The following is a 20,916-nucleotide window of genomic DNA, read 5'->3' on the forward strand; positions in this document are numbered from 1 at the left end:
AGCGGGTGTCCGGGTGATCTTTGAAATTGCTGGCTAATGCTTCGATGGCTGCATGTAGCACATCCAATTCATTATCAGCAGTGGCGCGGTCTTTGAGCCAGTGTAAGGTATTGCTGTTATCTTTCCAAATTGCGGCGACTGTTACAACTGCTTGAGTGCGAATTTCATGAACTAGCTTAGTTTCTTCTTCATATTCATAGGGTTCGTAATAGTACCAGAGGTCATATTTAGTTAAGTCTTTAAGCCTGTCAAGCAATTTATTAGCCATTGACGCAATCACTGAGCAATTTCTCACTTCTGCAAGACACTTAGCCGCTAAAAACAAGTTGATAAATTTTTCCTCTTCCCCATCTTGCACCATTAAGTACTCAAGAATTTCACCAACAAATTTCGCATCAATCATTCCCGCAATTAACAGCAATACCTCATGCCAAGTTTCATCTTGCCAGTGTTTGCCAAAAACTTCAGTTTTGAGAAACTCAATTGTAATACTGCGTTCCTTCTCAAACTGCCAGACAAACTCCCAAGCACAGAAATATTCTAAAAATGTCCGATGCACAAAGGCATAGTAATCTGCACCTAAAAAACATAAAATAAAGTTGCGATCGCGCAGTTGTTTCATCAACCGTCTGGCTTTATCTCTGGCATCACTCACTGGTATGCTTTGCAGATATTTAGTAAAGATTGCTTCTAAATCATCCGCATAGATAATGTTGCCAGCTAAACCTTTTTCACTGGTTTGCATTTGATAAGCAACTTGACGCAACATTGCCTGTTTATCTTTATAATCAATAATGTCCAGACGTTCATCAGGCTTTAAATTGCGTCCGTCGTCCCAATTATGCAGCAGAACCTCTGAAGCATCTTTATACAGTTCACTTCTATCTCTTGGTAATTCTCGCTTGAGATTGAGAATTGACATCATGGTTAACAGCAGAGGATTTTGTGCAAGTTCTGCAATTGCTTTTGATTCATTAATTACTCTTTGTAAACGCTCTCGTTTGATATTTTTATCTCTTTCTTCGGCTTGAGTAAAAGTTTTATCATGCCAACGTTCGATAAAATCTTGAATCTGTGCTGGTTCTAAATCTTGCAACATAAAGTGGCGAAACTCTGCATCTCGCAATTGTTGCTGTTTATAGCCGATAATCCGAGAAGTGACAATTACCTGCACATCAGGATATTCATTAGTGAAGCGATGAATACAGGTAATTACTTCCTCCCGCTTCGCCGATTCAAAGATTTCATCCAAACCATCAAACATGACTAAAGCATTACCAGCCTTTAACTGCTCATGCAATTTATGCTGATTGAGGTGATAAAAACAATTGGGACTATTATGGTAAAATTGGAGAAAATTATCACAACTACCCGCATCGCGATCGCGCATATAATTGCGTAATTCAATCAACAAAGGAATTGGCAGATTAAAATCATTCTGTCCAAGAGTTTTTTCTACCCAATCTAATGCTAGGTATTGCAACAATGTAGACTTGCCGGAACCAGGATCGCCTAAAATAACTAAATAATTCTTACGTTGCTTCTCTCGGATAACATCTAATACTGAACGAATTGGGTGTTCAAAATAAGTGCGTTGATAACGTTCTGTTTCTTCTTGAAACTTTTCTATTTCAAATTCTGTATATAATTGGTTACTTTCTTGTAGCTTGCGGAGATGTTCTTTAGGCAGTTCTGGTAAAACCTGATAAACTTGTCGCACATTTTGCGGGATAAACATTTGCCATAGGTTTACTGGATGTTCGCGGGCTGTAGTTTCTAAGCTATCTAACATCAAATTGCCGTAGCGTTCGCGAATAGTTTCTAAATATCGCGGTAAATTAAAATCCTTGGGAATATCAGCGTTTTCTTTTAAAGTTTTATCAATACTGGATAATTTTTGAAGTTCCAAGATATAGCGTAACTCTTCTGAATCCGAAAGAATATCTTGAACTTGTATGAGATACTGTTCTGTAATTGTTTGCCAGTTAAATTTAGGCGGTAGAGGTTCGAGTTGAAGTCTTTTCCAACTATCTGCTAGTGTTTTAAAATCTAGAGAATCACATTTAATATCAAAAGCCTGACCAAGAATTTCTTTAACCGACTTATCACGGATAAATTTATTGATATCTTCAGCATAATTTTGAATTTCAGCTTCAGAAAGTCTGCAACGAACTTTTAACTGCTGCTGCATCGCTTGCAACAATTCTGTCAGCGCCATAACTACAGCTTTCTGAAGCGGTTCTTGCTTAAAGGGCGCGGTTACAGCATTATTAAAAATATGTTTGAAAAAATCTTTAGCGTAGTCCTTGACTAAATCTTCAAAAAATTCTTCGCTGATAATAGTTTTGACAAGAAATCCAACCGCTTTTTGACCTATCCAGAGAGTGAACCACTCAACTATCATACTCACGCCTGCTAAGTGCTTGACTACGAGTATATACACCCGCTAAAGAAATTTTTCCAGATTTCTGGATTTTTAGCTTAAGAGCGATGCTGGTTGAAGATTTGTTAAAAATAACTAATATACTATGCATGGATATTAGGAATAATTTTATGGTTCTACAAGTTAACCCCATCCAAAAAGAACCTACTGTTACTTGGGAAGCACTTCCAGCCGATTTCATTTTACCTGACGATCCAGTGGAAAATATTCAACAACCTGCGATCGCTGCTGCGCTTACCGATGCTTTGGGAACCGCAGCACGCATCCAACCTCAAATGCTGATTGGCTCTAATTTTGGGCTTGTAGCCACAGTCAATAAAAAAATTGTCGTTAAAGCCCCAGACTGGTTTTACGTTCCTCAAGTGCAGTCTGTGGGAATAAATGTAGTTCGTCGCAGCTATACCCCAAATTTAGAAGGCGCGGCTGTGGCTGTAGTGATGGAATTTCTCTCAGACACAGAAGGCGGAGAACTATCAGTCCGTTCAACTCCACCCTACGGTAAACTCTATTATTACGAAAAGATTCTCCAAGTTCCCACCTACGTAACCTACGACCCTTACGAACCAAGCATAGAACTACGGTGCTTGCAAAATGGACAATATACTTTGCAGCAAGCAGACGCCAATGGACGTTACTGGATTCCTGAATTAGAGCTATTTCTCGGAATTTGGCAAGGTGAAAGATTATGTCAAACCATGAATTGGCTGCGCTGGTGGGATACAGAAGGAAATTTGCTGTTGTGGAGCAGCGAACAAGCCCAACAAGAACGCCAGCGTGCTGAACAGGAACGCCAACGTGCTGAACAGGAAAGCCAACGTGCTGAACAGGAACGCCAACGTGCTGAACAGGAAAGCCAACGTGCTGAACAGGAACGCCAACGTGCTGATATATTAGCAGCTAAGTTACGTGAGCTAGGTGTTGACCCTGATTCGTAGGCGTAGCCCGCACTTCTCTACGTTCGCGCAGCGTGTCGCAGACAGACGCTTTGCGTAGCTTGGCTTCCCCGGAGGTACGACTTGGCTCAGTGACCATCGTAGACATCGCATAACCTAAACAAATGCTGGGAATAATAATTTTGGGACATCAGCACCAAAATTCTATGAAACAGCAAAAAAATCAGTTTAGCCATCTTACTGCGATCGAAAGAAGTTATCTATCATTTCCGGCACAGTTTTTATTAAATCAAAACCTTCTCCAAGGCAAAATACTAGACTTTGGTTGTGGCTTTGGTAATGATGTTAAAATCTTGCGCCAAAAAGGTTATGATATCACAGGCTATGATCCTTATTATTTTCCAGAATATCCTGATAATAAATTTGATACTATAATTTGCTTTTATGTTTTAAATGTTTTATTTACTGAAGAAGAAACTAACGTTCTTATGGAAATATCACATTTATTAAAACCAGGAGGTAAAGCTTATTATGCTGTGAGAAGAGATATCAAAAGAGAAGGGTTTCGAGAACATTATGTCCACAAAAAGCCTACCTATCAGTGTCTTGTTAAACTTCCTTTTCCTTCAGTTTACTTAGATGAATATCGAGAAGTATATGAGTATATTCACTATAATCATCAGCGAAATTCATCTAACTATTGCATATTTTGTAATCCCCATAAAAATCTAAAGTTATTAACTGAATCAGCAACAGCTTATACGATTTTTGATGGCTATCCAATAAGTAAAGGTCATGTTTTGGTTATTCCAAAACGTCATGTAAGCAATTATTTTGAACTACCTTTAAAAGAGCAATCTGCTTGCTGGTTTATGGTGAACAAGGTACAAGAAATTCTTAAAGCAGAATTTGAACCTGATGGCTTTAATATAGGAATGAATATCAATCGAGCCGCTGGTCAAAATATTATGCACGCTAGTATTCATATCATCCCTCGCTACAAAGGTGATACTGTCTCTGCTAAAAGTGGAATTAGGAACGTTATTCCTAAAAAACAATAGTTTTTCTGTAATTATGCAGGATTCAAAATTCTGCTGTAACTTAACCGCTTTCAAGTAATTATAAAAATTACTGGAACATCATGACTTGCTCAAACTTATCTCATAAGGTTGAGATCATCTTTTAAGTGCATCGTCACCATGCTTTTTCAGTGCAATCTCTACTTTCTCAGGAGTTTGTATTGGTATTACCTGGGCTGACACAAGAAAAGGCGTTTTGGCACGCGGAACAAATCCGGTTATCGTTTCAAGCTTCACGGTTGGAATTTGGCAATAAAGAAATAGATACGACGGTTTCGGGTGGAGTGGGTATGTTTCCAGATCATGGAAAAACCAGTGATGAGTTATTGCTAGTAGTGGATAAAGCGTTATATGCTGCTAAGTTACATGGGCGCAATTGCATGAAGCGTGTGTAATCCAATTGATAAGATGTAAAAATTTCAACAATCATTTATGAAAAATACATAAATCTAATAAAACCTAAAAATTAGGTTTTGTTGAAAATATTGCAAAATACTTCAGTTAAGCTAGGTTATCTGGATCTATTCCGAGCGCTCTTAATTGTTCCGCCAACTGTTGAACTCGTTTTTCTGCAACTTCAGCGCGTTGTGCTTCTTGTTGAGCGCGTTGTGTCTCTTGTTTTACTTGTTCTGCGGGTGTGAGATACCGTTGTCCTTGCTCATCATACCAATACATCCATTCCCGCGTTACACCGCAATAATTTCCCCTTTCGCAACCAATTCCCAGTCCAATTTCTGGTAGCCAAACGGGGTTTCCCTCTTGCAATTCATACTTACCATTAACTAACTTATGTACTTCCAGATGCGGTTTGCGACGACGAGAGGAATAAATCACGTAATAAAGTACACCCAAAGCCTCATATTCATCCAGTTTAGTAGTATATTCCTTACGATAATTTTGGGAAACTACTTCTAGGACGAAAATCGGTACAACGTTTTCATCCCACAGCACATAACTAGGACGCAGTTCCTCATCATAAAACCGCTCTACTCCTAAGCTCAAAAACCCATCTGGCACAATTGGCGGTTTATCAGGGTGATAATAAATACCCATATCTATCGCAAACAACCAGTCCATGCGTTCTGACCAAAGCATCAGCAAGATTGCCTTTAACAAGCCTGGTATCAATTCTTGCAGCTCATTATCCACAGGCGTTTCATCAGAGTCTGGTAGTTCCTCGGCTGAGGGCAAGTACCTTGGCAAGTTGTACTCTAACATGGCTGGTTTTCCGGAAACTCAAAGGATATCTGGCTCTATTTGGCTCAACAGAATTATAGCGATTTCTCCCCTTGCAATGTCATTAGTAGTCTGTTTCATTAATCACGAGGCATAAACGAGTTCGTAGTCAGAACTTTAGTTCTAGTTTTTTAAGCACTAAAGTGCTTACTACAAACTCTCGAAATTAGCTTGACAAATTACTAGTTGACTACTGTATATTAAGTACTCGACTGACACTAATTGATAGTTTTTAACTACGAAAGAATCTTAAATCTGCCGGAATCATGAGCAATAAAATCTATTTGATGCCTACCTACTTAACTGTCACAATCCGATGATCTTGACGAGCCAATGTTTTGCTTTGACTAAGGGATACCACTTGTGGTATTGAGAAACAGACAATATTCGACAGATATATTAGTTACTAGCTCGTTTCCTGGTTATGTATAGTATTGCCTCAGCTAAAGTTGCGTCCCAGCCAAGCATACAAGCGTTTATACCCCACCAAGGAAGTTGCTTCAACCGCTAAAATTTTGGTAACTCTTAACTATTAATAAATATATCGGTGCTTAGTGCTATTCATGCTTTATATTTAGCGACAGGGTGGTGCAAACAGCTAACTCATGTTCCAAAACTTAGGAGGCAGTGCCCATTGGGAGCAATTCACGCTTCGATACTATCAGCACGTAGTGTAAGTAAAGGTTAAGTTGATATTCAAACGAATAATTTTTGCTGAATTGCGACAGATAAAGACTAAACTAAAAAGTCTTGTGCAGCAAAACCTGTAGCTTTAAATGAAGTAATCATGTCTAAGGTTCTTGTCTCTGATTCAATTGACCAAGCTGGAATTGACATTCTTTCGCAAGTTGCAACCGTTGATGTCAAATTAGGTCTAAAACCAGCAGAACTGATCGCAATTATTGGTGAGTATGACGCGCTGATGATTCGCTCTGGTACGCGCGTCACTCAAGAAATTATTGAAGCCGGCACCCAGCTAAAAATCATTGGTCGTGCTGGTGTGGGTGTGGATAATGTGGATGTTCCTGCTGCCACACGCCGGGGAATTGTGGTAGTCAATTCTCCAGAGGGAAATACAATTGCTGCCGCTGAACACGCGCTAGCAATGATTTTGGCTTTATCTCGTCACATCCCCGATGCTAATGCTTCGGTGAAACGTGGTGCGTGGGATCGCAATAGTTTTGTTGGTGCGGAAGTCTACAAAAAAACTCTTGGCGTTGTTGGTTTGGGTAAAATTGGCTCCCATGTTGCCGCTGTAGCTAGGACAATGGGGATGAAACTCCTAGCTTATGACCCATTTATTTCTACAGAACGAGCCGAACAAATTGGCTGTCAGCTGGTGGAGCTAGATTTACTTTTCCAGCAAGCAGACTATATCACCCTACATATCCCCAAAACCCCAGAAACTACCCATTTAATCAATGCCACAACCTTGGCAAAGATGAAACCCACAGCCCGGATTATCAACTGCGCTCGTGGTGGGATCATTGATGAAGTAGCTTTAGCAGCTGCTTTGAAAGCGGGTAAAATCGGCGGTGCAGCTTTGGATGTGTTCGAGTCAGAACCTTTGGGTGAATCTGAATTGCGATCGCTAGGTAAAGAAATCATCCTCACTCCCCACTTGGGAGCCTCTACCACGGAAGCTCAAGTGAATGTGGCCATTGATGTTGCTGAACAAATTCGCGATGTCCTTTTAGGACTACCAGCACGTTCAGCCGTCAACATTCCCGGACTCGGCCCCGATGTGTTGGAAGAACTCAAACCCTATATGCAACTAGCAGAAACTCTAGGTAATCTAGTGGGACAACTAGCTGGTGGAAGGGTAGAAGTACTCAATATTCGACTGCAAGGGGAACTCGCAACCAACAAAAGTCAACCTTTAATCGTTGCTGCCCTCAAAGGACTACTTTACCAAGCTTTGCGGGAACGAGTAAATTACGTAAATGCGAGCATAGAAGCCAAAGAACGCGGAATTCGGGTAATTGAAACTCGCGATGCTTCCATTCGAGACTATGCTGGCACACTGCATCTAGAAGCCACGGGTACTTTAGGTACTCATTCTGTTACAGGTGCTTTGTTGGGTGAGCGGGAAATCCACCTCACCGACGTTGACGGTTTCCCGATTAACGTCCCACCCAGCAAATATATGTTATTTACCCTGCACCGCGATATGCCAGGGATCATCGGCAAACTTGGTTCCCTACTCGGCAGTTTTAATGTGAATATTGCCAGTATGCAAGTAGGTCGTAAAATCGTCCGTGGTGATGCCGTCATGGCTCTGAGTATAGATGACCCTTTACCAGAGGGCATTTTGGATGAGATTATTAAAGTCCCTGGTATCCGGGACGCATATACAGTAACACTATGAGTGCTGAGTGCTGAGTAACGAGTGCTGAGTCAAGAAAAGTTAGGAGTGAATAGTTAGGAGTTAAAAGTTAAAAACTCCTAACTCCTAACTCCTAACTCCTAACTCCCTCAAACTCAGCACTCAGCACTCACCACTCAGCACTCAAAAATGGCAAACACCTGGTGGGAACTGAATATTTTATGTGAGCCAGACCTAGAAGAATCGATCTTTTGGCGACTGGAAGATTTTGGCTGTCGTGGTACAGCTAGTGAAAATAAAGGAAATTCATCTTTAGTCAGGGCTTATTTGCCGACAATTCAAACACAGCTACTAGATTTGGCAGCCCTGTCGCTATGGCTGCGTCAAGATGCACTCTGTGTAGGAGTTTCATCTCCTTCCTTGCAATGGCAGTTAATTGATGAGGAAGATTGGGCGACTAGCTGGAAACAATATTGGCATCCGCAAGAAATAGGCGATCGCTTCCTAATCAACCCCGCTTGGCTACCATTACCAGAAACAACGGAACGGTTAGTAATTCGCCTCGATCCTGGTGTAGCATTTGGTACAGGCAACCATGCGACTACTCAGCTATGTTTGGAATCCCTGGAAATGCGGTTAAGTGGAGTTTCGCAGTCGTTTGTGGGTAATAGTGGCAAACATGAACATCTAGTAATTGCGGATATTGGCTGTGGTTCTGGTATCCTTTCCATTGGGGCGCTGCTACTGGGTGCAGAGAAAGTCTATGCAGTGGATACTGACCCTTTGGCGGTGCAATCAACTACCAGTAATGGTGCGCTGAATGATATTAGCCCAGAACATTTACTACCTGCACAGGGAAGTGTAGACGTTTTGAAAAAACTAATTGAAAGCCCAGTGGATGGTATTGTCTGCAATATTTTGGCTCATGTAATTATTGAATTGATTCCAGAAATGAGTGCGATCGCTAAACCTGAAACTTGGGCAATCTTCAGTGGAATTTTACTAGAACAATCTAAAGCTGTTGCTGACGCTTTAGAAGAAAATGGTTGGGTTGTCGCTACCCTGTGGAAACGCAAAGAATGGTGTTGTTTAAATGTACGGCGTTCTTAATTCGGTAGAAATTATCGCCATCCTAAATCATTTGTAAACAATTAGATCCCCAACTTCTTAAATAAGCCGGGGATCTTTAAGTAAGTGACATAATGTATAGATTACCCACTATTGACTTTTGAAACTAGCGATGAAAGAACGGCTACAAATCCACAAAAAAGCTGACTCATCCGCTGATTCGTCAGACCAAAGTCAGTTGCAATCGCATTTATTAACTACCCACTCTCAACTTGGCTCCAAGAAGTCTATAGTACAGGCAAAGGTAGAAAATCAGAAATTTCAACAATATCAGTTTGAGGCAACGAAACTCCAAATACAAGCCAAGCATGGCACTATCACGCCAGAGGGACAAGAGCGACTCACTGTCTTGCAAACAAAGATGAATGAGTCTTTGCAGCAAGGCAAGGAACACTCTTCGCAGTTTGGTCATAACCTGAGCAAAATGGCGATAAAACGTGCTGATAGTCTGTCAATAGGAGAAATACAGCCAAAACTGACTATTGGTCAATCAGGAGATCGATATGAGCAAGAGGCGGATAGTGTCGCTACTTCTGTAGTCAACCAAATTAATCGATCTCCTTTGCAAAACCAGGACGCACAGCAGACGATACCAGCTAATAAGAACGAACAAGCAAAGTCGGAAGAAATATTAGCAGCAAATAACTCAGCAGATAAAAAACAAAAATTTTTACAAGAATATTCACTAGCCAAAACACTAGTCAATGGCATAGATGACACATTGCCACAAGATAAAATACTAGAACAACTTTTCAAAAACTTTGGAAATATCCAATTTCAATACACAATGGTGAGCAAGAGTCCAGAAACTCTACTAAAAGGCTCTCCAGAAGGAGATTGTCAAACATTAGCCCGTGCTTTTAAAAAAGTTGCAGAAGAATATTTTGGCATTGAAAAAATCACAATTGAAAGTATCGCTAAACCTTTTTTGAGTGAAGCTGGAGCTACCCCATACCAAGGTAAAAAACCCAATTGTGATGACGGAAAACGATGGTTTTTCCAAAACCATTATTGGGCTAGCTGGAATGGGAAAATCTATGATGTTTTATTCCTCAGCAATAAACGAACCGAAGCTGATATGGCAAAACAGGTGCAACCACTCACATCAATGTTGATGCCTGAACAAGAATACTATCAAACAGAAAAAGGGAAAATTGTATATCCAATTGTTAATAAGTATTCTACTGTAGAGGTTACGATTTTTGAGAAACTGAAAAACTTTGTTAATAATCTCGGTCGCTTTTTCTCTAACAGTATGAGTGCGATAATCAATAAAATTCGGTCTTTATTTGCCCAAAGTGGAAACAACACCAGTGGTTTGGATTCTCTCATGAGAGAACTTGAACATGATAAAAATAATACTGCGATCGCAAACAACCAAACTCAATAATCTTACTAACTTAGCTTTCACCACTGCCCGGAATTATCTTCTTGTTGCAACCCAATTAACTGTCGCCGCTTCCAAGCATAGTGAAGAATATTAATCCCTAATTCCTGAGCTGTACGAATAGTTAATCTGGGTAAACTCAAATCTCTATCCAGTCCCCAAGCCGTTGCTAAATCACCAATTACTAAAATAATTCCTCCACCGATTAACAGTTTAATCTGTTGTTGATTAACCATTGGCAAGGCGGCAAATAAGAAAGGTTTTGTCCTTAAAGGATGACTCCGTTGCAATTCTTCTAAAGGTCTTAAAGGACTCTCTAACTGTTGTGCCAAGGCTTGAGTACTTTCAATCAAAGCATTACCATTTGTTGGTGCATCAACTAGAAGCACACCACCTAAATTTAAGTAATTTTTTAGAGATTCAAATTCGAGACTATTTAAAGATATAGCCTGTCCACCTGTTAGATAAAGTATGTCATAGTCTTGGATATTTTCTCCTAAAGAAACCTGACCTGGTTCATCAGCCCCGCGCAAACTTGGGTATAAAGGTTCTACTGCTTGTAACAAGTACGAAAGGCTGAAAAAATTACGCGCACATTCAGGATCGCTATGAGTTGCCTGCGCCATACATACAAGCGCTTGAGGACGCATTTGTGCCTGACGACGATAACGCAAATCAATATTATTATATCCAGGGAAAAAAGCATCCGCAGGTTGGGTAATGTCAGTATGTCCTGGTTGTAGGAGTATTCGACATATTTCTATTTCTGAACTAGCTGGTGTAGAGTTTATTTGGTCAATTCGATAAGTTTCTTGAACAACATCTTTTTGCTGTCCGCGCCGCAATTCATCAGGGTCTACATAGCTAACTACTAAGTAGATCATGAGTGGTTCAGAACTTACTACTTCTAGATCGATGGGAAAATCATAAGAAGTTGGTACAACAATTAGATTACCTGCTAAATCAATTGCAATACCAGGTTGAATTTGTACCCAACGTCCATCTCGATATCTAGCTTCAACTTGGCTTGGAGCGGTCACATCTCGCACGCCTAAACCACAGACAATTCCTGGTTGATTTAAACTTTGATATTGAGCATTTTGCCGATTACGGTGGTAATTATGGGCTGTGCGCCAGCGTTCCGCATTGATTAGTAAGCCATCTGCGGCTTGCAGGCGTTCTAAGGATTTAATTGGTGGAGGTGGGAAAGGATGGGACATAGCAATTTTGGATTTTAGATTTTGGATTAAATTTTACTTAATTACGAATTATTTAATTAGATGGATTTTCGATAGATAATTCGTATGTGCAAAAAGCAGGTTTTTCTTGTTCTATGATTCTTTCAATAAGTTGCTCGTTGATGATGCCACTAGAAATATTTGAACGCAAACGCACTATAAAATGATATGGTTGTCCACCGGCTAAAACTGCATTTCCTAGTTGTGCATCTCCGATAATAAAACTTGGCCCAAAAGGTTCTGTAATACTAATATGTTTATCAGCTTCATTGGATAAATGTTCGTCTAGCGGTAAACCAGTATAAAGATGTAAATAAAGACGCAATCCTTTACGAGTTCCCCGCCAACGATAAAGTTCTACGGCTCGGCGAATTAAACGCCGTTGTTGCTGGAGATCCCAAACAAAATCTACTTGCCAAGCAACCCAATGAGCCATAAAGGGTAGTAGTGCTTGCGGTGCTGTCAAGGGATCGAGGTTTGCCCACATGACGTTGTAACTATCAACTATTGGTTGAAAAGCTTGCTCAAATATTTTCATGAAGCGACCAATAAAGTCTACTTCCCGATACAAAATGGGCAAGAATTCCATGTAGGCAGTGTAGGGACGGATGTATAAATCGAAATACTCGCTTCTCTCGATTTGTTCGTTGTCCGTGCCTGGGTCTATATGTAGGGTAACTAGGCTGCGAAAATTAAGTGTTAATTTGTCTTTTTTTCCAGGGGAAATTGCCTCTTGATCTTCAAAAAATGTGTCGGGAATTGAGAAGTAGAGAACAGCATTCATTTGTCCACGAGGCGGTATTTCACTACCTTCTGTGCCAATTTGACACCACTGGGATGGAAAGTTCCCTTCAACGCTTAAGCTTACTTGCAAAGGACGCTGTTCTAAGTTTTGCACTTGCACAATCATCTCGCTGGGATGTCCAGGATGCAAGAGTAAACTACGTCCAGCCACATCCATATCTGCATTTGCAAATGCTAAACCTGCCACAGGTAAAGCTTCGGGAATTTGCATTGGCGTTAATTGAATGCGTACAGCTGGACTAGAGGGACTTTGAACCATAGGATTGGGGATTGGGGATGGGAGCAGGGGAGCAGGGGAGCAGGGGAGGATAGATAATTAATGACAAATGACAAATCAGCGATTAATGATTTGGATATCATGATTTGAACGCAGATTTGTATCAGCCCAAGAACATATCAAACCTTCCGATCCCGGATCGATCAATTGTTCTGGTGATGGTTGTCGTCGCCAATTTTCTCCTTGCTTGCGGATGGGAAATAGCAAGACGGGGCCTAAATGACGCACGCCTGGGGTTTGTTGCAGTAATGCGACAATATCTGATGTATAAACTGGTCGCCCAAATGGCCAACCTTTGCCGTCGATTCCTCCAGTTAAGGGATTTAAATATTTATACAGCGATCGCCTCAAATTCCGACGAATTTCTTCGCTAGCAAAAGGATTGTTGTATGCTGGCTCTAGAGCAACTTCTGTCTGTACCGAAACACCTACGTAATTCGGCTCTTGTAACTCTACTTGTACCCCTAATAACCGTCTTTCATCTAAATAACTCAAAATTTGCTCTTGCAGGGCATTACTGAGAGCAAAATCTTCTGGTGTCATGCCATTGCCTTGGGTGATCGCATCTGTGTTTGCATAAGGCACTACCAATAAACTAACTATACCAGCTTGTCTACGAGAATTTGCTGCCAAACACCGGACGCGAGCGATCGCACCAGCACCCGCCTGTTGAGTTAAAACTTCAAAATCTTCAGCAGTGACGGCGCGATCGCGTGTGCGAAGGATGCGGGGAGCCTTCATTACAGCTTGTTCCAGTGACTCAGCATCCGCCCCATTGATTGCTGGTACACGATTGACCACACTAGTAATATATGGATATGCAGACTTCAAAAACTGAATTGCTCCAGCTTGAACATTACCTTCTCTACCACCGCCTGTACGATAACTAATCATCCTAATCTCTGCACCACGGGGAGGAATCGCCCCATATTGGTGTTCCGACTGGTTATTTTCCAGAACTTGTACAGATGTGTCATCCAGTGATGGTTGCTGGATTCGCGATCTTACCTGGGTATGCTGTTTAAGTTGGCTCGGTTCTCGAATCAGCGGCCCAAACTGGATTGTACCAGTGATGGAATCGATGGTGTAATGAAAGTTATGCGGCCCAGAATCAGCAAAATCTCTCACCTCAGTCCACTTTTGAGGCAAACCACCAGCGGGAGTAACTAAAATATACTCATTTTCTCGGCGTTCTAAAATTGGTGATGTTTGTAACTGGAAACTTTGACCAGGTGTACCATCACTAATTCCCAATCGCTCATCTTGAATCAGCGTACTATGGCTAGCCCTAACAGTACCGCCAATTGACCGCACTGCTAAACCAATAATTCGTGGTGGACGATTGTAACCAGATTCATTCGCTTCTGTAGAAACAAAGCTACAGCGTAACCAGCGACCTCGGTAAGAGGTAAAATTAGCCACAGGCCAAATTTGAGGTAAATGCAGACGTACCTCTGCACCTTGAGAGGGGTTTTCACCCTCTTGGGCGATTTCATAAAAACTGAAGCCGCGAGTTTTATCATCTGATTCTTGCAATAAAACTGATTGCCAATTTTCCCCATCCCAAGCTTCCCATCTCCGGGGTGGTTGATTGGGGTTAATTCCAGCAGGGGTAGCCGCAGCCCCTTGGAAAATAATTTCTAAAACATTAGCGTCTAAAGGATCGTCAGAATTTATTGCTAAATAAAAGCAGTTACCAGGCTGGGGTTCCTCTTCAAAAATCGGTTGTTCATTACCTGTCCAGTAACCGTTAGATTGACGAGTCCAGGAAGTTGTGACTCTTTCACGCAGAGATTGGGGAATATCTTCGGTAGTTTGGGCAGTTAAGAAATGTTGGATGCGGGGTTTGCCGATAATTAGAGGAGAATCTGTGCTGAAGGTAATCGCTTCTGTGGTTTCAGTGCGGATAGTTGAGGCTTCTAATCCTGCGGGAATCGTGTAGGCTTCAGGGAGTGCAGTGCTTAAATAAAAAGTTAATTCCGTGCGGGCTGGGGCGGGAGGCTGGAGACGAATACCTAGTAATTCTAAAAAAGCAACATAATTTTTTCGGGGTACTTGGTTGAATCTGAGCAACATCTGGTCAGTTAACCAAGCAAATAACTCAATGAGCGTAATTCCAGGGTCGCTGAGGTTGTGGTCAGTCCATTCTGGACAGTAGCGAGGAATACGCATGATACATTCTTGCACCAAATCATCAAAGGCGCGATCGTCTAAGTTGGAAGAAGGTAATTTCGGTAAAAAATCAAAGTTCACGATTCCTCCCCAGCTGACACCAAATAATAAGGATAAACAAAACTATAAATATCGGGGCCGTCTTTAAGTCGATAATTGATGATGATGTCTACTCTGCCACGCACTGGGTCGGGATCGGTAACAACTTCATCGATAGTAATGCGTGGTTCCCAAACTTCTAAAGCTTCCAAGACATAAAGGCGGATTCGCAGTAGGGTATCGCTATTTAAAGGTGCAAACGCCAGTTCCGACAAGCGCGAACCAAAGGTAGGTCGATAAACCCGCTCACCTACTCCCGTGCGGAGGATAATCCAAATAGATTCTTTAACTTTTTGATCTTCACGGCTAAGTTGTATCCCACCTTGCACACTTAAATGCAGTGGATAAGCCCAACCTGTTCCCAAATAGGCTCGTTGACGACCGTAAACCATATCTGGCACTTAGACAGCTGTTACATGGATATCTTCAAAGATATCGGCACAGAAGGTTTAAGCCTATTCGCCAAAGGTCGAGATAATTACCGATTCGTAATTCGTAATTTAAGACTGATTGCCTTCCCCTTTGAATTAAGTTTCGTCCGCTATATCCAAAATCTGATTGTACAAGGCTGAAGATACTCTAAACTCTGATGTGGCAATTAGTGCATCCATCAACGGTTTTACAGCAACAATCAATTTTTTCTGCTTTGCCTCAACCAATATGCCTAGCAATCCAGTAATCTTGACTCCTAAGCGATTAGCTTCCGCTCTGCCACGACGCTCATCAATCAATAGCAAATCTGCATCAAGCTCTAGAGCAAGAGCGATCGCCTCAGACTCTCCAGGATCTAGCGTCACTTCATTTTGAAGACGCTCAACAACCTCGCGGTTAATGACTTGTCTAACCTCTAACCAGGAAGCCGTTTGAACTTCGATGGTTCCCGGAACAGGGGGATCGATATCTGCGAGTTCACGATATACCGCTTCAGGAATCGTGACTTGATTGTAGAGTTGAGGTAGCAGTTTTAAGTGGTTGATTGCTGCCAGACTTGTGATTGCCGATGTATCGCTAATGACGATCACAACCGCCCTAAATCTCGTAAGTTCTTCAAATCCAGTTCAAAATCCTCAACATCATAAGAGTAAAGCGGAATATTTTGTTGCTTGAGAAGATGACGAAAAGCATTAAGGGGCATATCTGCTAATTTGCTGGCATAGCCCAACGTTAGATGGCCTGTTTGGAACAGGTACAATGCGATTTCTTGCCGAAACTCGCTTGGTGTAAGCTTAGATGCTTGCAGGATTTCGTCTGAAATGACAATACTCATAGCAGGACTACCTTACTGACTATACTTTCAGAGTAACCCAAAAACCTTTAAACAATGTCTGTGTATTACTCCCACCAAAAATTTCGCAGCACAACGCATGAATGACGGGGATTTTAGGCATTACGACTCTAACATCTTCACTCAGCCGCCAATCAAAACAGTGGGATTACCTTTGATAATTTTATTCGGCGGCCCTAATGCTTCTAAAACAGTGTCGCCCATCCGAGAGGCAGGCAGATTGTTAATCAGCACTGTCTGACTACCGTCAATCACAACTCCAGGGCCGTGAGGAGGGACGGGCAAGGGTGTGGCGCAATTATGAATATCAGCACCAGCAGCAGCAGCAGCGATCGCACTACCCATAGTAGCTGATGCTGTTGCCTTTGTAGTTTGTTCAGCAGCTAAGGCAGCAGGTGCCCCTGGTGTACCAGCCGCCGCAAGGGTAGCAGCCTCAGCCGCTTGGATAGCTGCATCAGAAGTGGTTTTGGCAGACTGCAAACCTGGTACTGCGGCAGCAAGCACACCTCGCCACGCAGGTAAAGACCCAATCAACACATTGGGACTACCCGGCCCTCCTGTTAAGACTGGGGGTAAGGGATGCGCTACATTGTCAGTAATTCTTGCTGCTGGTCTACCCACGACAACCTCCTATTGTGTTAATTACGAATTACGAATTACGAATTACGAATTAATTAAGTCGAATCAACGCACCTTTGACTGTAATCGTACCGTTAGCTGAAATATCGATATTTCCGGCAGCATCTAATGACATATTACCTGTTGATTTCACTGAAACAGATTTAGCCATATCGTCCATTTTGATTCTATGACCGCCTTTGGTTTCAATCTCTATACACCTTTGACTGTCATTGAGATATATTTTGTGACCGTATTCAGTTTCTACACGAATACCTTTTTTGCTAGTTCCTTTATCTTCTTCAATAAACTGTAGAGTATGACCTACACGAGTTTTAATGGTGCGTAATCTTACACCACTTGTAACTGAATCCCTTACCTTTTCTGGTGGTGCATCCTTGCCATTCCATACTCCGCCAATAACGTAGGGACGGTGGATATCGCCATGCTCAAAACCTACTAAAACTTCATCGTTTACCTCTGGTAAACAGTCAAAACCTCTATTTTGACCTGCTCCCACAGCTACAACTCTCGCCCAGTCACTTGTATGTTCTTCTGTGAGAGTGGGAAACTTAACCTTCACCCTACCCCATGCCTCTGGGTCTTTGTTATCAGTCACAATTCCCACTAATAAAGTTTCAGATGGCTGGAGACGTTTTTCTGGAGATAGAGTTGTGAATAAGCTACCAGAACGTAGTCCCCGCACGCTGAAATAAGTTTCATAAACGCGTTGACTGAAGAAATGGCGGGTTTCTGTAACATAATACTTACCACTATAGCGATCGCCCATACCCTGAAGATTAATAACCCGTCCCGGTCGAATCTCAGGATTCCCTTCTGCTTTGGCATCTGCATAAACAAATTCTCCTCCTAGTTCATCACACAAAGCCTGAGCCATCGTATCTGCTTGTTTTTTACTGGCAACAGGTTTATCTACAACAATCATTTTGGGAGATTTAAGATTAGAAAATGCATTACTAGTACTACTTCCTAGCTGATTACCTGTCTCGGTTATTTGCTTTTCTTTCTTGGCTGTTCCACTAATCAATTTTTTCTGGGTATAGTCCCAGGCGCGTACTTCTACAGAACTTATCTGTTCAGCACTAGTAACGCGAGTACTAAATTTATTAATATCAACTAGCCATTTTAGTGATAAAGCTAACTGAGTTTTTGGTTTGCAAAAATTTAGCTTTTTCTCTGTAATAAATAACTCAAAACCAATGCGAGCAGCCCTTTCTCGCAAAAATTCCATATTAGTTTGATTTTCTTGGAAGACATACTTATGAACTTCACCAGTTGCCTCTATATTGCCAGGCTTTATGCCTACTTCTTTAACTATTTGCTTGACTATATCGCTATCAGTTTTATTTAAAAAAGAGCGATTATAACGACCTCTGTGCAGACGATGAGAAATATCATAACCGCGAACAATGATATCAGCTTCAGATTTTTCATTGAAGTGAACTTCCATCGCTGTAATTTCGCCTTCAATAAGGAATTCTCCTACCTCCTCTTGAAAATTATTATCTAGAGTCGTACTAGAAGTAAAACCCAATTTAACTTTTTTCCCAATTTTAAATAAAGGGTCATGTCGCCAAGCTTTGTTTTCTGGTCGGTCAGATGCGGGAATATAGCTATTATGTATGACTAACGTAAACATTGCTGGTAAATGAAGGCTTTCTTCGATTGTGATTTGCAACACATCCTTCATTAATTCAGGAGAAGCCTGTTTTCCATCTATCTGTATTTTAGGTTCGCTTAAATAAAGGCTTTTTTTAGGAGGCATAATTATTACTTTATAACTTATGAAATGTTCAAAGCAGCCTTTAATGATAAAGTAAATACTCATTTAGGACTTACTTACACATTGACCATTATGTGAAGAGCCAGCTTGTTAAACTAAAAGTCTTACCTTGCCTCGTTTCCAGGCTGTGCCTGGGAATGCGCTCAAGTAGGCAGAGCCTACTTGTTTGACGGGAGCCAGAGCCTTCCATAAGAGCATTACAAGGCAGAGCCTTGTAACGAGAGGTAATCCACAGTTGGCTGTCTTTGTCAATGGGCAAGTTCTATAATTTATCACTTTACTTATTTTGTCTTACTCAGTGTTTGTCCTTTTTGATCTCCCGCACGAGCATCGCCTTTAGAAGCAGATTCCCGTCCTCCAGGAAGGTTATTCTTATCTACTTCTTGCAAGGCTATATCTACTAGTGCCCTTACTGGTGTACCATCACTTAAAAACATATTTAAAGTGTAGGTTAAACTCGTAACTACACAATAAAAATACTCGTTTCCCCATGTAAATATATAAACAGGTGGTCGTTTATCAGTTGCTTTGCTGATAGTTTCTACACCTTTCTTAATTTTATCTATATATTTTGTCATCACCGACTCTTTTGTTTCATAAGTATCATAAAGTAACTGTTTAAGCGTGAATTTGTAAGGTTCAACGCCAGAAAAGTTGACTTTTGGAAGTAGAGTAGTTCCTCTATTACCATCCTTACTTTCCCACTTAACAGTCCGAGCGAAAGTAATATCTGTAGGATTAAACATTAATTCAATATCTGGCGCTTCACCGTTATAAGCTACAAGTTTAGCTTTCTCAAGCTGCGGTTGACGTTTTTGAATAACAATAATTGCTGGACTTGCCATTTGAGTATTTCTCCAAAAATTAATTCTTGAATACAAATTTACCAAGGTAATCTACCAGAGGAACCACCATGACGTTCTCGCTCAATTTCTATCCGTTGTCGTAATCTGCTATAAACTTCACGAGCTAGAGCTTCAAGATCGGCTGTATTATCTTTATCATCTTCTTGAGAAAATGAGGATGCGCTCTCTATAGTCTCAGTTACTGGTGCTATTTCTCTAGATATGTCGCGTGGAGTGACTTCTCCACCATCAGCAAAGCCTCTAGGTGAAGGAAGATGTTTAGCAAAAACTTGTGGTGATTCTGAAGCATGAGAAAATTCATAATTTTGGCTATTAGATTCTCCATCATTAAAATTAAAGCTAGTGAATCCATCATCATTTCCATTTAGTAAATCTTCCACACTTGACCATTGAGAAGGTGTATTTGACCATTGGTAAGATGTATTAGTGCTAGAATTTGTTTTTCGGAAAATCAGGGGAGGCGATGAGTATTTAGGTGAGGACTCACCTACATCAATTGTTTCATTGTGAAGGGTATGAATCTCTGGAGAATTGAGAATAGAAAGTTTCTGTTTACTAATATTTAACCCCAAGGAAGAAGGAATTAAAGAATTGGATATCTCAGGTGAATCAGTCTCAGCACTTTTTAGCTGTAATGAAGTGTCTGGAAAAGAATCGACTTTAGTCGGAGTCTCTATTGTTTCTTCTGGTTCTGTAGGATTGGGTGCCTGTAAACTTGGAAGGATAATATCCTGCGGGATTCCACCCGTGTTGATGTGATGTAGTAGGGGTAGATTCTTCTGTGCATCCCTGGTATTAATGACAAACTCCCCAGGCGTCAGCATTGCAGGTACAGTATCGGAAGATGCTATCTGCTGACGATTTTCAACGCGGGAATCTGTTACGTGGCCACCAGTAGCATAACCTTTAGGCGCTGGCAAATTTTCTGCGATCGCATTTTTCTCAACTTGAGGTAATGTGTTTACCTCCTTTTGTGGGGAGGTTGGATTATCTAAGGTATCAACAAAGGTTAATATTTCAGGATTTGTTACCGCAGAGGTAAATTCTGATTCTACTATTTGTTCATTGTCAATAATTTCCCTGAAAATACTCGCAGTTTCACCAATCTCAGGCGATATAGCGTTAATTGTTGGTGTTTCAACAATTTCAGGCGATATAGCGGTAATTATTGGTGTTTCAACATTTTCAGTTGATGTAGACGTAAGCGGTGCGCTCGCAGTTTCACCAATCTCAGGCGATATAGCGCTAACTACTGGCGTTT

18 protein-coding genes are annotated in these 20,916 nt (G+C 41.2%); 6 read left to right on the top strand and 12 right to left on the bottom strand.

Annotation, left to right across the window (positions count from 1 at the left end; genetic code table 11):
* Positions 1-2,404 (bottom strand): NACHT domain-containing protein (locus tag RMY16_RS29605; RefSeq protein ID WP_322739367.1); only part of this gene is annotated, 2,404 nt, incomplete at its 3' end.
* Positions 2,405-2,553: 149 nt separating this feature from the next.
* Between RMY16_RS29605 and RMY16_RS29610 the strand changes: the two genes are divergently transcribed.
* The 3 genes from RMY16_RS29610 to RMY16_RS29620 all read left to right on the top strand — a co-directional run bounded on the left by RMY16_RS29610 (position 2,554) and on the right by RMY16_RS29620 (position 4,810).
* Positions 2,554-3,378, top strand: a complete 825-nt coding sequence (locus tag RMY16_RS29610) for a Uma2 family endonuclease (RefSeq protein WP_322739368.1) — start codon at positions 2,554-2,556, stop codon at positions 3,376-3,378.
* A 164-nt stretch (positions 3,379-3,542) separates the two neighbouring features.
* A complete protein-coding gene (locus RMY16_RS29615) occupies positions 3,543-4,397 on the top strand; it encodes a bifunctional class I SAM-dependent methyltransferase/HIT family protein (RefSeq protein ID WP_322739369.1) in 855 nt (284 codons plus the stop codon).
* Positions 4,398-4,522: 125 nt separating this feature from the next.
* Positions 4,523-4,810 carry a diguanylate cyclase gene (locus RMY16_RS29620; RefSeq protein WP_322739370.1) on the top strand — a complete coding sequence of 96 codons (288 nt, stop codon included), beginning with the start codon at positions 4,523-4,525 and terminating at the stop codon, positions 4,808-4,810.
* 106 nt (positions 4,811-4,916) lie between these two features.
* Here the strand turns inward: RMY16_RS29620 and RMY16_RS29625 are convergent, their stop codons facing one another.
* Positions 4,917-5,633, bottom strand: a complete 717-nt coding sequence (locus RMY16_RS29625) for a Uma2 family endonuclease (protein WP_322739371.1) — start codon at positions 5,631-5,633, stop codon at positions 4,917-4,919.
* Between the two features lie 805 nt (positions 5,634-6,438).
* Between RMY16_RS29625 and serA the strand changes: the two genes are divergently transcribed.
* The 3 genes from serA (at position 6,439) to RMY16_RS29640 (ending at position 10,495) form a co-directional block, all read left to right on the top strand.
* On the top strand, positions 6,439-8,019 hold the full coding sequence (serA, locus tag RMY16_RS29630; protein ID WP_322739372.1) for a phosphoglycerate dehydrogenase: 1,581 nt from the start codon (positions 6,439-6,441) through the stop codon (positions 8,017-8,019).
* A 147-nt stretch (positions 8,020-8,166) separates the two neighbouring features.
* Complete coding sequence (prmA, locus tag RMY16_RS29635) at positions 8,167-9,087, top strand: 50S ribosomal protein L11 methyltransferase (protein ID WP_322739373.1); 921 nt, start codon at positions 8,167-8,169, stop codon at positions 9,085-9,087.
* A gap of 118 nt (positions 9,088-9,205) precedes the next feature.
* Positions 9,206-10,495, top strand: a complete 1,290-nt coding sequence (locus tag RMY16_RS29640; protein WP_322739374.1) for a hypothetical protein — start codon at positions 9,206-9,208, stop codon at positions 10,493-10,495.
* A gap of 17 nt (positions 10,496-10,512) precedes the next feature.
* Here RMY16_RS29640 and RMY16_RS29645 read toward each other — a convergent pair whose 3' ends face one another.
* The 10 genes from RMY16_RS29645 to RMY16_RS29690 all read right to left on the bottom strand — a co-directional run.
* Complete coding sequence (locus tag RMY16_RS29645; protein WP_322739375.1) at positions 10,513-11,712, bottom strand: DUF4159 domain-containing protein; 1,200 nt, start codon at positions 11,710-11,712, stop codon at positions 10,513-10,515.
* Between the two features lie 52 nt (positions 11,713-11,764).
* Positions 11,765-12,793 (bottom strand): phage tail protein, encoded by a 1,029-nt coding sequence (locus RMY16_RS29650; RefSeq protein WP_322739376.1) that lies wholly within the window; start codon positions 12,791-12,793, stop codon positions 11,765-11,767.
* Positions 12,794-12,868: 75 nt separating this feature from the next.
* The gene (locus RMY16_RS29655) at positions 12,869-15,064 is read right to left on the bottom strand and encodes a putative baseplate assembly protein (RefSeq protein ID WP_322739377.1); all 2,196 of its coding nucleotides are present in this window, start codon (positions 15,062-15,064) and stop codon (positions 12,869-12,871) included.
* Positions 15,061-15,474: a GPW/gp25 family protein gene (locus tag RMY16_RS29660; RefSeq protein WP_094350967.1), complete on the bottom strand. Its 414-nt coding sequence runs from the start codon at positions 15,472-15,474 to the stop codon at positions 15,061-15,063. The genes RMY16_RS29655 and RMY16_RS29660 overlap by 4 nt, the downstream gene beginning before the upstream one ends.
* Positions 15,475-15,609: 135 nt before the next feature.
* Entirely contained in the window at positions 15,610-16,104 is a 495-nt protein-coding gene (locus tag RMY16_RS29665) for a DUF3368 domain-containing protein (protein ID WP_322739378.1), read from the bottom strand.
* Positions 16,101-16,349, bottom strand: coding sequence for a UPF0175 family protein (locus RMY16_RS29670; RefSeq protein WP_322686899.1), 249 nt, complete (start codon positions 16,347-16,349; stop codon positions 16,101-16,103). Before RMY16_RS29670 ends, RMY16_RS29665 begins: the two co-directional genes overlap by 4 nt.
* Before the next feature lie 141 nt (positions 16,350-16,490).
* A complete protein-coding gene (locus RMY16_RS29675; protein WP_322739380.1) occupies positions 16,491-16,988 on the bottom strand; it encodes a PAAR domain-containing protein in 498 nt (165 codons plus the stop codon).
* A 49-nt stretch (positions 16,989-17,037) separates the two neighbouring features.
* Positions 17,038-18,771 carry a VgrG-related protein gene (locus RMY16_RS29680; RefSeq protein ID WP_322739381.1) on the bottom strand — a complete coding sequence of 578 codons (1,734 nt, stop codon included), beginning with the start codon at positions 18,769-18,771 and terminating at the stop codon, positions 17,038-17,040.
* Positions 18,772-19,070: 299 nt separating this feature from the next.
* Positions 19,071-19,634 (bottom strand): hypothetical protein, encoded by a 564-nt coding sequence (locus RMY16_RS29685; protein ID WP_322739382.1) that lies wholly within the window; start codon positions 19,632-19,634, stop codon positions 19,071-19,073.
* 38 nt (positions 19,635-19,672) lie between these two features.
* The coding region (locus tag RMY16_RS29690; RefSeq protein ID WP_322739383.1) for a hypothetical protein at positions 19,673-20,916 on the bottom strand (1,244 nt) is incomplete at its 5' end.

Source organism: Nostoc sp. DedQUE12b (genome assembly GCF_034530835.1).
In the GTDB taxonomy this organism is placed as follows: domain Bacteria; phylum Cyanobacteriota; class Cyanobacteriia; order Cyanobacteriales; family Nostocaceae; genus Nostoc.